Source organism: Roseibium sp. (assembly GCF_039982295.1).
In the GTDB taxonomy this organism is placed as follows: Bacteria; Pseudomonadota; Alphaproteobacteria; order Rhizobiales; family Stappiaceae; genus Roseibium.
Map to the genome: position 1 here is coordinate 1 of NZ_JBDWYP010000055.1, position 14376 is coordinate 14376.

The following is a 14376-nucleotide window of genomic DNA, read 5'->3' on the forward strand; positions in this document are numbered from 1 at the left end:
CGGCGGCAGATCCTCAGAAGGGTCTGCCGCCGGTGTTTTCTCCCTCGGTTTCTTTGCCTTTTGAAAGCGATCTTCTGTAAAAGGAGAAGATGTTGCGGATTCTGATCATTGAAGACGACGCCGAGGCGTCGGCATATCTGGCCAAGGGCCTGAAAGAACTGGGTCACCTGGCCGATCAGGCAGGTGATGGTGAAGCAGGCCTCGAGATGGCGCTGGGCAGCACCTACGACGTCTTGATCGTCGATCGTATGTTGCCGCTGCGCGATGGTCTTTCGGTGATCGAAGAGCTTCGCAAGGCCGGTGATCAGACACCTGTTCTGATCCTGTCTGCGCTCGGTCAGGTCGATGACCGGGTCAAAGGCCTCAAGGCGGGCGGAGACGACTACCTTCCCAAACCCTATGCCTTCACCGAGCTTCAGGCGCGCGTCGAGGCTCTGTCACGACGCCCGAAGGCCGGCGGCGAGGTCGTCACGTCCTATCAGGTTGGCGATTTGATACTGGATCGTCTGGCACATTCCTGCCGGCGGGGCGAGACGGACATCCCGTTGCAGCCGCGCGAATTCCGTCTGCTTGAGTATCTCATGCAGCACGCAGGCCAGGTGGTGACCAGAACGATGCTTCTGGAAAATGTCTGGGAATACCATTTCGATCCTCAGACCAATGTCATCGATGTTCATATTTCGCGGTTGAGAAGCAAGATCGACAAGGATTTTGACAGACCTCTCCTGCACACCATCCGCGGCGCGGGGTATACGATCCGTGACACGGCTGACTAGGATACTGAGAACGACAGCCTTCAAGCTGTCGCTGCTCTACATAGCGATTTTCACCGGTCTGTCCGGCTTCCTTCTGATCTACATATCGCGCAACACCACCGAGCTCATGGCGAGCCAGGTCGTCCAGACCGTGGATGCGGAAATTTCAGGCCTGTCGGAAGAATATGTCCGGGGCGGTGTGCGTGCCGTGGTCGAGAGCATCGAGCGCCGGGCCAGGCGTCCGGATGCCAGCCTGTATCTGCTGGTCGACTTCGCTGGCAACTCCATTGTCGGCAACATTTCACGTCTGCCGACGGTTGTGCTGGATGAGGCCGATGGCGATGTGCGGCGGATGAAATACGGGCGTGTCGAGGCTGGCGGCGAGGTGGAGCGCGAGGCGCTCGTGCGCATCTTTGAGCTCCGCGGCGGTTTCCGTCTGCTTGTTGGCCGGGATCTTGGAGAGCAACTGCGGTTCTCCGCCATCTTGTCGGGGGCCCTGCGGTTCTGGCTGATTGCGGTCGTGCTCATGGCTGGTGCCACCTGGTTCTTTGTCAGCCGCCGGGTGATGAAGCGTATCGATGACATTGCTGCCACCAGTCAGACGATCATGCATGGCGATCTTTCCCGCCGCCTGCCGGTGGCTGGCAATGGCGATGAATTTGACCGGCTTGCGACCAACCTCAACGACATGCTGGAACGCATCGAATTGCTGATGCAGGGCATGAAGGATGTCACGGACAACATCGCCCATGACCTTAAGACGCCTCTCACCCGCATGCGCACGCGCGTCGAGACAGTGTTGCGCGAGGGCAAGGACCAACCCGACTACCGGGAAGCGCTGGAAACCACCATTGAAGACAGCGACAACCTGATCCGGATTTTCGATGCGCTTTTGCGCATTGCCCGGGTGGAGGCCATGTCGCCGGAAGCCGGAATGGAGCCCTTCGATCTGAAGGCTGTCATTGACGAAATGGCAGAGCTATACGCGCCGGTGATTGAGGACGAGGATGGCCGTCTGGAGGTGACCGTCGAAGAGCCGGCAAGGGTGATGGGCAACCGGGACCTGATCGCGCAATGCGTGGTCAATCTGGTCGAGAACGTTCTCAAGTATGGCCGCCCGGAGGAGGGCGGTCCGGTGATCCTGATCAAGGCAGCGCCAGAGGCAGGTCGTATGGTCCTTACCGTCAGCGATACTGGTTCGGGTATTTCCGGCCCGGATCGAGACCGGGTGACAGGTCGCTTTGTGCGGCTGGACGAGAGCCGGACAAAGCCGGGATATGGTTTGGGATTGAGCCTGGTACGCGCGATTGCCCGCTTGCACGGCGGGACCCTTCGTCTGCAAGATGCAGCTCCAGGACTCAAGGTCAGCGTCGATCTGGCGCTGGCAGACGAAAAAAAGACACCGAACGGGAAGGGCATAGCCAATCATGGGTCAGGAAACGGCAGGTAGCGGGAAAGAGCAAACGCAGGTGATGCCGGTCGTGGTCAGCGGCAAGCCTCTCTATCTTTCTCTTTCTGTCGATCCACCATCGATTGATCCGGACAAGGGGGCCTTGTTCCTGGCCGACGTGCTGGAAAAGGCGCGCGCGCATGACGACGGACCTGATCTGCCCGGTTTGTTTCGTGATCACCCGAACGTCGAAGCCTTTCTCTCCGCAATCCTGTCGAATACGTCTTATCTGCGGGATCTGTCTCTTGCTGACCCTAAGCGGCTTTTCGACATCCTGACGGACGATCCTGCTGAGCGCATTGCGACTTTGCTGAAACGAGCGCGCCAGACCTCGGGCGAAAGCGAAGCGGAGCTGATGCGCGACCTGAGGCTGTTGAAGCAGGATCTGGCGTTGACGCTGGGTCTGGCGGATATCGGCGGCGCAATTGATCTCGACCAGGTTACAGCAGGTCTGGCTGGCTTCGCCGATGCGGCCTTGTCGGCGGCCATTCGCTTTTGCCTGACGGATATGGCGACGAAGGGGAAATTCACCCCTGTCGTTTCTGAAGATCCTGAAAAAGCGTCCGGCTTCATTGTTCTGGCCATGGGCAAACATGGGGCGATGGAACTCAATTATTCGTCCGACATCGATCTGATCATTCTCTACGATCCGGCGATCAGCCCGATTGCCGGCAATGTCGAACCCTCCGTCGAATTTGTTCGCATGACGCGGCGGCTGGTGAAGATCATGCAGGACCGGACCGCGGAAGGTTACATCTTCCGTACGGATCTGCGGCTCAGGCCTGATCCTGGAGCGACGCCGCTTGCCATGTCCGTGCCCGGGGCCTTGTCGTACTATGAGTCCCTTGGGCAAAACTGGGAGCGGGCAGCGCTGATCAAGGCGCGGCCGTGCGCGGGAGATATTGAGGCCGGTAACGCCTTTCTGGCAGAAATAACGCCCTTCATCTGGCGCAAATATCTCGATTTTGCCGCCATCGCAGATGTTCAATCCATCAAGCGTCAGATCCACATCCACAAGGGCCATGGCAAGTTTGCTGTGGCCGGTCACAATGTGAAGCTTGGCCGGGGCGGCATCCGCGAAGTGGAGTTCTTCGTCCAGACCCAGCAGCTGATCGCCGGAGGGCGGAATCCCGCTTTGCGCGGCAGGCGCACGCTCGACATGCTGGAGGGGCTTCTTGAAGCCGGCTGGATCAAGGAAGATGCCCGTGATGAGCTGCGGGAGGCCTATATCTTTCTCAGGGCGGTCGAGCATCGGATCCAGATGCTCAACGACGAGCAGACGCAGCTGCTGCCCAGGGATGAGGAAGGTCTGACACGGATTGCGTATCTGATGGGCTTCGACAGCCGGGAAGCTTTCGAAAAGGCCTTCATGGCGCGCTTGAAGCGGGTTCAGCGTCATTATGCTGAGCTTTTCGAGGACGAACCGGAGTTGGCCTCTGACCTTGGAAATCTTGTCTTCACCGGAGATGACAATGACCCCGAAACCCTTGAGACACTTTCAGGTCTCGGGTTCAAGCAGCCTGGTGACGCCGTCAACATCATCAAGTCCTGGCATTTCGGGCGCTATGCCTGCACCCGCTCCGCCATGGCGCGCGAACGACTGACCGAATTGCATCCCGTGCTGGTGACGGCACTGGCGGGAACCGACAACGCCGACGCCGCCTTGCGCGGCTTTGACAGTTTTCTTGCCAAACTCCCCGCCGGAATTCAGCTCTTTGCCTTGCTGAAATCCAATCCCGAGCTCCTGAACCTGCTGGCGACGGTCATGGGGTCTGCCCCGCGGATGGCGGAAACCGTGTCTCGCCGCATCCATGTTCTGGACACCGTTCTGGATCCGGCCTTCTTCGGTGCGATGCCCAGCTATGAGGAATTCCGCGACGGACTGGATCTGACCCTGGATCTGGCGCGGTTCTATGAGGAGGCGCTCGACCGGGCGCGGATCTTTGCGCAGGAGCAGCAGTTTCTCATTGGCCTGAGACTGGTCTCAGATACTCTGTCCGCCGACAAGGTCGGTCACGCGATGGCCCGCTTGGCGGAAGTGGTCGTCGATCGGCTTCTGACACGGGTCGAAGCGCATGTCGCCGAGAGCAATGGTCACGTGCCTGGCGGACAGGTGGCGGTGCTGGCCATGGGCAAACTCGGTGGCCGGGAAATGACTGCCGCTTCCGATCTCGACCTGATCCTGCTTTATGAAGCGCCGGAAGGCGTCAGCCAGTCTGACGGCGGACGCCCCCTGGCGATCTCCCAATATTATACACGTCTGACGCAGCGGCTTGTTACGGCTCTCTCCGCGCCAACGGCAGAGGGAAGCCTCTACGAGGTGGATTTTCGCCTAAGACCCTCGGGCAATGCCGGGCCGCTGGCAACGAACCTTGGCGGGTTTATTGCCTATCAGGAAAAGGAAGCCTGGACATGGGAGCACATGGCTCTGACCAGGGCGCGTGTCATTGCCTCAAGCTCTGACGGCTTCGCAGAAAAGATCCAGCATCACTTGTGCCAGACCCTGGCCAGGGAACGCGACCGGGCGACCCTTGCCGACGATGTCAGGTCCATGCGGGCCCGGATCGAGAAGGAAAAGGGCACCAAGGACATTTGGGACCTCAAGCAGGTGGCAGGCGGGCTCGTGGACATAGAATTTATCGCGCAGTTTCTGCAGCTTGCCCATGCGCATGAAAAGCCACATGTACTGGCACAGGGAACCGAAGAGGCGCTTGAGAAGCTGCGTGAAGCCGGTTGTCTGAGCAGTGGTGATGCAGATCAGCTGCTGTCCGCGTTAAGGCTTTATCACCGCCTGACCCAGGTGTTGCGAATGGCACTGACGGGCAAATTCGTGCCGACTGAAGCGCCGCGTGGCGTCCGAGATCTCTTGCTGCATGCTGCCGGCGCACCCGACCTGGCGCGACTTGAACTGGAACTTGGCGACATACAGCAAGGCATCAGGGCACGGTTCGAGCAAATCGTCGGCAAGGTCGAAGTGCCATCCTCCACCTAGAGCTGAAAAGCCGGGGCTTTCTCTAACCCCGCAAAAAATGTCGAGGGAAGACGGCAGAATTATTGCTATATTTCGATATATCTAGTATTCTTGAAATATGGATATTGAAACCTCGCTCTTTGCCTTTTCGGCTCTTAGTCAAAAAACCCGCCTGGATGTCTTCCGCCTTCTTGTGAAAGCGGGGCCTGAGGGAATGTTCGCTGGTGACATCGCCGACGCGCTTGGCGTTCGACAAAACACGATGTCGACCAATTTGAACATCCTCTTGCGGGCGAAGCTGATCCGGAACGAGAGAGAGGGGCGGGCGATCCGCTACAGGGCCGATTTCGATGGGATCCGTGGCTTGCTGTCCTTCCTCGTCGAGGACTGCTGCGGCGGAAATCCCGAACACTGTGCACCCCTGCTTGACACGCTTGTTTGCGACTGTTGGGAGACTGAAAATGACTGAAAAAGTTTATAATGTGCTGTTTCTCTGCACGGGAAACTCCGCCCGTTCCATTATCGCCGAAGGGGTGATGAACAGGGTTGGTCAGGGCCGATACAAGGCCTTTTCCGCCGGCTCTCACCCCAAGGGCGTAGTTCATCCCTATACGCTTGAGCTGCTGGAGAACGCCAACTTCAAGACCGATTTCGCCCGCTCCAAGAGCTGGGACGAATTCGCGGTGCCGGACGCCCCCGAACTCGATTTCGTCTTCACGGTCTGTGACAATGCGGCTGGCGAAGCCTGCCCGGTCTGGCCTGGCCAGCCGATGACGGCTCACTGGGGCGTGCCAGATCCTGCGGCGGTCGAAGGCAACGAAGCTGAAAGACGCCTGGCCTTTTCCGAGACGCTGCGCATGCTGAACGCGCGCATCTCGATTTTCTCCAGTCTGCCGCTGGAAAGCATCGACAAGCTGTCGCTGCAAAAGCGCCTGGATGACATCGGCAAGGCCGACGCCATGGACGGCGCCGCCTGATCAGGCGGAGCGTCTGATTTTCAGACGTTACAATAGATCGACTGAACGGGCGTCCCATCTGGCGCCCGTTTTTGTTTGTCTGGTTACAGGTGATAGCGAACGGTAAGGCCGCCCACTCAGGCCGCGTCGGCGGGCTCGCCCAAAGGCAGGCTGAAGCTGACGGTTGTGCCTTCGCCGACCTTGGAGTCGATGCTCAGCTTGGAGCCATGCAGCTCGATCAGGGAGCGGGCAATGGCAAGACCGAGACCTGAGCCCTTGTGGCTCTTTGTGAACTGGTTTTCCACCTGGATGAATGGCCGGGCAAGGCGCTCGATGTCGGCGTCGGAAATCCCGATCCCTGTGTCGATGATCTGGAACCGGACCAGCTTGTCCTCGTGGCGAGCGACGAGCCGGACCTGGCCGCCGTCTGGCGTGAATTTCACCGCGTTTGCGAGCAGGTTCAAAAGCACCTGTTTCAGTGCACGGCGGTCGGCTGCGACCGGCAGGTCTTCCGGCACCACGTCGCAGGTGACCGAAATATTCTTTTCCGAAGCAGCTGCCGTGATGATCCGCGCTGCGTCGTGGGCTGCCTCGCCGGCATTGACTGCTTCGGTGTCGATGGACATGCGGCCGGCTTCGATCTTCGACATGTCCAGGATATCGTTGATGACGTTGAGCAGGTAAGTGCCGGAGTTGTGAATGTCCTGGCAGTATTCGGAATACCTGTCGGTGCCCAGCGGTCCGAACATCTCCTGGTTCATGATGTCGGAGAAGCCGATAATAGCATTCAAAGGTGTGCGCAGTTCGTGAGAGATATTGGCAAGGAACTCGGACTTGGCGCGGTTCGCATCTTCCGCCTTGGTTTTCTCTTCGCCGTATTTATCGGCCAGTTCGACCAGTTGTTCTGCCTGAATTTGAAGGGTCTGACGTGACTTCTGCAAGTCGGTGATGGTCGCCTTGAGCTTGCGCTCGCTGTCCATCAGCTTTTCTTCGTGAAGCTTCAGCGGGGTGATGTCCGTGCCAACCGAGACGAACCCGCCGTCTTTGGTCCGGCGCTCCGAGATCTGAAGCCAGCGGCCATCGTCAAGCTGGGCTTCGTAGCTGCCGCTCGGAGTCTCGGAGCGTTGGCTGACCTTGACCGGATGTCCCGTAACTTCGCCGTTTTCTGCTGCAGCCATGACCTTTTGATAGGGGGTGCCAGGCTTGACCGCTGTAGTGGGAAGGTTGTGCAGGGACTGGTAGTTGGAATTGCAGATAACCAATTCATTCTTGGCGTTCCAGAGCACGAAGGCTTCGGAAATGGTCTCGATCGCATCGCGCAGCCGCAGATCTGCCGTGCGGCTTTGTTCGGCCAGTTCATGCTGCTCTGTCACGTCGATGCAGATGCCGATCAGATGTGGTTCGCGGCGACCTGCCTCGCTCTGGATTTCGCCGCGGGCCCGGAGCCAGATCCAGCGTCCGTCCGCGTGGCGCATGCGAAACATCTTGTCGACGGTGCCGTCTCCGCTTTCCAGCAGCTCTTCTGCCAGTTGCAGGAGGTCGACATCTTCCGGATGGGTAATTTCCGAGACCTCGGCAAATGACAGGATGTCATCCTTGGGTTTGCGCCCCAGCAGTTCATACAGCGATGAAGACCAGAAAATCCGGCCGCGGGAGAGGTCCCAATCGAACAGACCGCAGCGGCCATGGTTCAGGGCCGCATCAATGCGGCTGCGCGTCGCCGCATACATGTCGTCAGCCTGCTCGGCGCGAGTGGACTGGGCGAAGAAGGCGTAGATCAGAACCAGAAGGATGGCGGCCGTGCCAACGAAGAGGGTGACATTGGCGGAAACGTCGCGTCGCCACTCGGCGAAGATATCGGCGTCCGGTTGCAATACGGCAACCATGCCGAGGCGTCCTTCAAGATGATGAACGGTCGCGAATGTTTCGACAGTCTCGTTGCCGATGGTTGCCGGAACCGCCATGACACCGGCCCGGGCGCCAAAGACAGTCAGCGGTTGGGACGCGCCGAAGAGGTCCGTAATCGGGAGACCCTCAAGCATAGGTCGCAGCGGGGCGCTGGCAACGATCAATCCATCCTTGTCGGCGACGAGGAATGTACGTCCATGGCTCGTTGCACCGGCTGGCAGGCTGTCCGCCAGGATGCGCTGCAAGGCAGAGCGGTAGCCGAGCTCTGGCAGGCGGCTCTCTTCGTGGGCAAGATGGGAAGAGACAACGGTGGCTGTCAGGGCAATTTCGTCGCGAGCCTGACGCTCGGTGTCCTGATAGTCATAAGACAATTCCAGAACGCGGTAGATGGCAAGGCAGGCGATGAAGATGAGGCAGAGCGCAGGGATGATCCGACGCATCAGCGGCTCCGACCGCAGCAGTCGCTGATAGGTCGGCTGAGCCAGCAGGCGCAGGTGGCCTGTCAGGGTCGTTTTGCCTGTCTTGGAAGCTGTGATTCGAGCAAGGCGTCGCATGGACGCGCTGCCGGCAAATGCCCGCGCCATCGGAAGTCTGCCCCGATTAGATGAATGTCCGACCGGTTGGCTTCCTGCCCCCCGAATCAGTTCATTTGAATCGAAGGCGGCAGATTTGTCTAGAGTCCGCAAAGAAAAAAATAGTTAACGCCGCAAGTGGTTTTTGGTTTCTTTGTTAACTATTGTGGCGTGGTGCCTCGCTGGCGTGTAAGGGGAAAGAAATTTGAGTGTCATGGTTTGCAGAAACTGAGGTGCAGGCAAGGTTATTTGCAGAGTTCCTCAATGGCAGTTTGCCATGGTATTTGAATTTCGGTGCTGGGTGGCGTGTCAAGAGCAGTTGCGGCGACGGTGGATATACCTTCCTGATACTGGCGTTGGATAAAAGTGTCGGCAGCAGGTCTTGATCAGGAGAAGGGCGGTCTTCACTCAGCGGTCTGACATCTTTGGCTGCAATCGATTCTTATATTCGCGTCAGGAGCCGATGGATCTCAAGGCCAACAGGCAGATCATCCCTCCGGCGACACTCACAACAAGCGACTTGCGCAAACCGATCAGGGCGGTGACAGGAATGGCGATAGCCTCAGCCAGACCGTGTGTGGCCACAGACGGAGCGACCAGAGCTGTCAGGACGGCCACCGGCACCGCGTTGAGGGCTGCCTCCACGCGGTGGTTTATGGCGCCAAAGCGAGAAAGAACCAAATGCCCCCCGGCGCGTGTCAGATAGGTGGCCAGCGCGCAAGGGATGATGAGAAAGACGATATCAGACATCGATTTCGGCTTTTCCGGGTTTGCTGAGGGCGGCGGCGATTGCGAGCCCACCGAGACCACCTAGAGTGATGTGCCATGGGCTTCCAACGGTGAAATAGACCGCAAGCGACAACGAGGCGCTTGAAGCCAGTACAGGCAGGAAGCCCGGGCGGGTATGAAACCCGGCCACGAGCCCTGTAAAATAGAGCGGCAAGATAAAGTCAAAGCCGAACGCCGCGGGGTTTTCAATCAGCGAGCCAAACAGTGCGCCGATTACGTTGGCGCTTATCCATGTCAGATAGACAGTCGTGGCATAGGCGAAATAATAGGCCGGGCGGAGCTCTTGCCCTGCTGCCCGATTTTCTGATGCTGCATATTGCGGGTCTGACAGGAAAAAGAAGGCGAGCGCTTTCTGTGGGCCGGAAAATCCACGCATGTGCCGGCCAATGGCTGCGGAATAGAGCACGTGCCGAAAATTGACAGCAAACACGGCCAGAACGATCGACCAGGCCGGCACCTGCTGTCCGAAGAGATCCAGCATCACATACTGGCTTGCGACAGCGAAGATCGACATGGAAGCGAAGAGCAGTTCTGGCAGTGACAGGCCGCGCTCTATGGCGGCCGCGCCGAAGACCGCAGAAAAAGGCACGAGGGCGAAAAGGATCGGCAGGGCGTCGCGAGAGCCATCTCTCACATCCATCAAGAACGTGGCTGCGGGCTCTGGGTATGACGAGGGGGCTTCATTGGGGACACGCATTCGGACACCTGTCAGGCCTTCGTGGGAAAGTTCGGGTTCGGGCATTATATCGAACGTTGTTCGTAAAAATGAACGACATGGCTTTGTTTGTCAAATCGAACTACGTTTGACTTAACGAACGTTCTGCCGGAGCTCAGCTGTCCCTATGTCCACGTCACAGTCCCTGACGCCGATTGCTCTCATTGCCCGAGCCCTGCAAAGGGAACGGACACGGGCCGGCATGAGCCTGTCGTCTCTTGCGAAAGAGGCGGGTCTTGCAAAGTCTACCTTGTCGCAACTGGAAGCGGGGCAGGGCAATCCGAGCGTGGAAACGCTCTGGGCAATTGCGAATGCTCTAGAAGTACCGTTCAGCTTCCTGTTCGACACGCCGTCGTCTGAGACGACCCTGATCCGTGTAGGCGAGGGGACGCCGGTCTCGGCCGATCATGCCGACTTCCGAACCACGCTTCTGGCCAATTGTCCCCCCGGCGTGCGGCGAGATCTCTATAGGGCCGAAGTGACAAAGGGAGACATCCGCTCCGCAAAGGCCCATCCGGCGGGTACTGTGGAGCATGTCTTGGTGGTGTCAGGCCGGGTGAGAACCGGTCCGGCGGGAATGGCCGAAGATCTCGAACCCGGAGACTACTACCGCTATCCGGCGGATGTTCCACATAGCTATGAAGCTCTGTCGGACACCGCGGTGCTTGTGGTTGTGATGGAGGTTCAGGGCTGAGCTGTCACTCAGCCCTGACGCTGGTCGCTTACTGCAGACAGCGGTCGACAATATCGCGCGTGTCGCGCGAAAGTGCCTCGGCCGAAGAGATCTTCAAGAGCGCCGCTTCTGCGAGCTTGGAGCGGTCCGGCTCATAGGCTCGCCAGGAACGGAAGCAGGTAAGCAGGCGTGAGGCCACCTGCGCGTTGCGCTGGTCGATCACCAGCACGTTGTCGGCGACGAACTCGAAGCCCAATCCGTCTTGTCTGGCAAATTGCGTGGCATTTCCCGTGGCAAAGGCATGGACCAGCGAGCGGACCCGATTTGGATTGGAAAAGTCAAACAGCGGATGGGCTGTCAAGGCCTTCACCTTCTCAAGGCCGTCGGTGAGAGGAGCGGTCGCCTGCACAATGAACCACTTGTCCATGGCCAGCGACGTCGCTTCGTGGCGTTTGCGGAAGATCTCCAGTGCCTGCCCGGCAGCCTCCAGATCGTCGTGAACCAGAAGGGTGAGAGCCGCGATGCGATCGGTCATGTTGTCCGCTTCGGTGAAGGCACTCATCACAAGGTCATCGACATCCGACGCGCCGGACGCTGCGTAATAGGCAAGCGCCTGGTTGGCCAGGGCGCGTTTGCCTGCAGCATCGGCGTCGGGACTAAAGCTCCCCTCTGGTTTCGCACCAAGGGCAGCGCGGAATGCTCCGGCGTTTTCTGAGCCAATGGCCGCGCGCAGCACCGCCCGTGCCTGATGAATGGCGTCCGGGTCCACATTGGATCCGATGTCGCGTGCCAGATCCGCTTCGCTCGGCAATTGTAGCGCTAGCGCCCGGAATGCCGGATCCAGATCTTCATTCAGCAGGGTCTCACCGAAGGCCTCAACCAGCCGAGCGTCCGCCTTCAACTCCTTGCCGGTGCGCGCTTCGCCGGCAAGACGGATGAGGTCATGGGTCGCCAGCGTTTGAATGGCCTGCCAGCGGTTGAAATCATCACTGTCCTGACGCGCCTGAAACAGCAGGTCATCCGCATCCTGATGGTCCTCAAGCCGAACCGGTGCCGAAAAACCGCGCAGAAGCGAAACAACCGGTCTGCTTTTGAGGCCGGTGAAGGTCACGCTTTGGTTTTGCTCTTCAAGGATGAGCACATCCTCCTGGAGCCTTGCACCTGTGACCCGGTCGAAACTCATGTCCTCACCATTGGGACCCACAAGTCCGAAGCGCAGGGGGATCACGGCAGGCTCACTCGACGCCTGACCTGGCAGCGGTGCGATCGACTGGGATATGTCGAGAGTAAGCTCGCCTGCGCGTGTGTCGTAGTGGCTCTTGACCTCGACCTGCGGGGTGCCTGCCTGATCGTACCAGCGGGCGAATTGCCCGAGATCGGTTGCCGTCGCCTCGGAAAAACAAACGAGAAACGCTTCAATAGTCGTGGCGTCGACGTCATGGCGTTCAAGGTAGAGGTCCATGCCTTTTCGGAAGCCGTCAGGCCCGAGCAGGGTCTTCAGCATCCGCACCACCTCGGCGCCCTTTTCATAGACCGTTGCCGTGTAGAAGTTGTTGATCTCGGTGTATTTGCGCGGACGAACCGGATGGGCGAGGGGACCTGCGTCCTCGGGGAACTGATGTGACTTCAGCAACCGGACATCGGCAATGCGCTTCACGGCCCGTGAGCGCATGTCGGAGGAAAACTCCTGGTCGCGGAAAACGGTCAGCCCTTCCTTCAGGCAGAGCTGGAACCAGTCACGGCAAGTGATTCTGTTGCCGGTCCAGTTGTGGAAGTACTCATGGGCAATGACGGCTTCAATGTTGGCATAGTCCTGATCGGTTGCCGTTTCCGGGTCCGCCAGAACGTATTTGTCATTGAAGATGTTGAGGCCCTTGTTCTCCATCGCGCCCATGTTGAAATCGGAGACCGCCACGATGTTGAACACATCGAGGTCATATTCGCAGCCGAAAACGTCCTCGTCCCACTTCATCGAGCGCTTCAGGCTGTCCATGGCCCAGGCGCAACGGTCCTCGCGGCCATGTTCGACGTAGATCTTCAGATCGACCTTTCGCCCTGACGTCGTGACGAATGTGTCTGCCACATGGGCAAGATCGCCTGCGACCATGGCGAAGAGATATGAGGGCTTTGGGTGCGGGTCATGCCAGACGGAGAAATGCCTGTCAGTGCCGGGAAGATCGCCTGCGTTTACCGGATTGCCATTTCCCAAAAGGATCGGCGCATCGCCTTTGCGCGCCTCGATCCGCGTTGTGTAGACGGAAAGAACGTCCGGTCGGTCGAGGAAATAGGTGATGCGACGGAAGCCTTCGGCCTCGCACTGGGTGCAGTAAGTGCCAGAAGAGCGATAGAGGCCCATAAGTTCGGTGTTGGTGTCCGGGTCGATCCGGGTCTTGATCTCCAGGATAAATGGTTCTTCGGGTGGAGCATTCACAGTCAGCTTCGAGGGTGTCGCGCTGTAGGCGTTCTCAAGCAACGGCATTCCGTCAAGCGTCAGACCAACGAGCTCCAGCTCGTCCCCATCCAGTTCCAGCGGAGCGCCCGGGTCGGTGTCTTCGTGCCGGCGAACGGCAAGACGCGCAAAGACGTCGGTTGAGCGCGGGCTCAACTGTATGTCGAGATCGACCGTGTCGATCTGATAAGGCGCGGGAGCATAATCCTCCAGATGGATGGCGACAGCCGTTTCAGGGCGCATTGGAAATCCTTGTTTGTGTCTTCTTGTTAGCGTTGGTCTGGCTGTCTCAGCCGCCCAGCCGAGCAAGGCTGCGCGTAAGAGCGCTGCCAGGGTCGGCCAGGGGATTGATGACCGTAAAGTGGTTCGCGCCTGCCTGAATGTCCAGTTCGCCCTCCAGGCCGGGGGCATTCCAGCGACTTGCAAGGTCGCGACTTTGGCGCTGGTATTCCGAAGATTCGTCACCGCCGACGACGGCGCAAAAGCGTCCCGCGGCGGGAGCGGGCCAAGTCAGCGGTGATGCTGCGAGAGCGCTTTTGTCCGTGAGCTTCAAGGCCGTGTTGATGCTTGTTGGGATCAGGGGCGCGAGGTCGAAAAGCCCCGAGATCGGCATGACGCGATCAACAAGAGCTTCAGGCAGGTCGCGGGCCGCCCAGTCCGTTGCCATGAGCGCTGCCGCCAGATGCCCGCCGGCGGAGTGGCCATAGACAAGCAAGGGTTTGCCGTAGGTGCGCCAGAGATGGGCAGCCAGCGCATCCATCTCGCTGATGATGTCACCGATCTCGACGTCGGGGCAGAGGCTGTAGTTGGCCACGGCAACGTCAAAGCCGTGGGCATTGAGACCTCGTGCCATATGGGAAAAGGCAGTCTTGTCCAAGGCCTGCCAGTAACCACCATGAATGAAGAGCGCGGTGCGCGGCTGCTCCGGCGTACCCGGTTGGGCTGGGAACATATCGAAGACCTGGCGCGGCTTGTCGCCATAGGGCTGGTCCAGCGCTGTATCGCTGCGCGCCGCGCGATAGGCGGAAGCGTCGGCCATCCAGCCGGAGATGATCTCCGGATGCTCCGGCACGCGTGCCCTGTTGTTGTATTCCGCTTCCAGATCAATCTGGCCGGTCGCCATGATTTTGTCCCTCAA

General features: G+C 59.1%; 11 protein-coding genes. 6 read left to right on the forward strand and 5 right to left on the reverse strand.

The window, feature by feature from the left end; translation table 11 throughout:
* Positions 1 to 89: 89 nt before the first annotated feature.
* The 5 genes from ABJZ52_RS11690 (at position 90) to ABJZ52_RS11710 (ending at position 6153) form a co-directional block, all read left to right on the forward strand.
* Positions 90 to 776, forward strand: coding sequence for a response regulator transcription factor (locus tag ABJZ52_RS11690; RefSeq protein WP_348190395.1), 687 nt, complete (start codon positions 90 to 92; stop codon positions 774 to 776).
* Positions 760 to 2205, forward strand: coding sequence for a HAMP domain-containing sensor histidine kinase (locus ABJZ52_RS11695; RefSeq protein WP_348200082.1), 1446 nt, complete (start codon positions 760 to 762; stop codon positions 2203 to 2205). The genes ABJZ52_RS11690 and ABJZ52_RS11695 overlap by 17 nt, the downstream gene beginning before the upstream one ends.
* On the forward strand, positions 2183 to 5197 hold the full coding sequence (locus ABJZ52_RS11700) for a bifunctional [glutamine synthetase] adenylyltransferase/[glutamine synthetase]-adenylyl-L-tyrosine phosphorylase (RefSeq protein ID WP_348185803.1): 3015 nt from the start codon (positions 2183 to 2185) through the stop codon (positions 5195 to 5197). Before ABJZ52_RS11695 ends, ABJZ52_RS11700 begins: the two co-directional genes overlap by 23 nt.
* Before the next feature lie 97 nt (positions 5198 to 5294).
* Positions 5295 to 5645, forward strand: a complete 351-nt coding sequence (locus ABJZ52_RS11705; RefSeq protein WP_153769757.1) for a helix-turn-helix domain-containing protein — start codon at positions 5295 to 5297, stop codon at positions 5643 to 5645.
* Positions 5638 to 6153, forward strand: coding sequence for an arsenate reductase ArsC (locus ABJZ52_RS11710; protein WP_348185801.1), 516 nt, complete (start codon positions 5638 to 5640; stop codon positions 6151 to 6153). Before ABJZ52_RS11705 ends, ABJZ52_RS11710 begins: the two co-directional genes overlap by 8 nt.
* A gap of 116 nt (positions 6154 to 6269) precedes the next feature.
* Here ABJZ52_RS11710 and ABJZ52_RS11715 read toward each other — a convergent pair whose 3' ends face one another.
* The 3 genes from ABJZ52_RS11715 to ABJZ52_RS11725 all read right to left on the reverse strand — a co-directional run bounded on the left by ABJZ52_RS11715 (position 6270) and on the right by ABJZ52_RS11725 (position 10098).
* Positions 6270 to 8624: an ATP-binding protein gene (locus ABJZ52_RS11715; RefSeq protein ID WP_348200080.1), complete on the reverse strand. Its 2355-nt coding sequence runs from the start codon at positions 8622 to 8624 to the stop codon at positions 6270 to 6272.
* Between the two features lie 441 nt (positions 8625 to 9065).
* Complete coding sequence (locus ABJZ52_RS11720) at positions 9066 to 9362, reverse strand: AzlD domain-containing protein (RefSeq protein WP_348185796.1); 297 nt, start codon at positions 9360 to 9362, stop codon at positions 9066 to 9068.
* On the reverse strand, positions 9355 to 10098 hold the full coding sequence (locus ABJZ52_RS11725) for an AzlC family ABC transporter permease (RefSeq protein ID WP_348185793.1): 744 nt from the start codon (positions 10096 to 10098) through the stop codon (positions 9355 to 9357). Before ABJZ52_RS11725 ends, ABJZ52_RS11720 begins: the two co-directional genes overlap by 8 nt.
* Positions 10099 to 10243: 145 nt before the next feature.
* Between ABJZ52_RS11725 and ABJZ52_RS11730 the strand changes: the two genes are divergently transcribed.
* Entirely contained in the window at positions 10244 to 10810 is a 567-nt protein-coding gene (locus tag ABJZ52_RS11730; protein WP_348185791.1) for an XRE family transcriptional regulator, read from the forward strand.
* 28 nt (positions 10811 to 10838) lie between these two features.
* On the opposite strand, the gene pepN is transcribed toward ABJZ52_RS11730, so the two are convergent.
* Both pepN and ABJZ52_RS11740 read right to left on the reverse strand, forming a co-directional pair.
* Positions 10839 to 13481 carry an aminopeptidase N gene (pepN, locus tag ABJZ52_RS11735; RefSeq protein ID WP_348185788.1) on the reverse strand — a complete coding sequence of 881 codons (2643 nt, stop codon included), beginning with the start codon at positions 13479 to 13481 and terminating at the stop codon, positions 10839 to 10841.
* A 46-nt stretch (positions 13482 to 13527) separates the two neighbouring features.
* Positions 13528 to 14361, reverse strand: coding sequence for an alpha/beta hydrolase (locus ABJZ52_RS11740; protein WP_348185785.1), 834 nt, complete (start codon positions 14359 to 14361; stop codon positions 13528 to 13530).
* Positions 14362 to 14376: the final 15 nt, after the last annotated feature.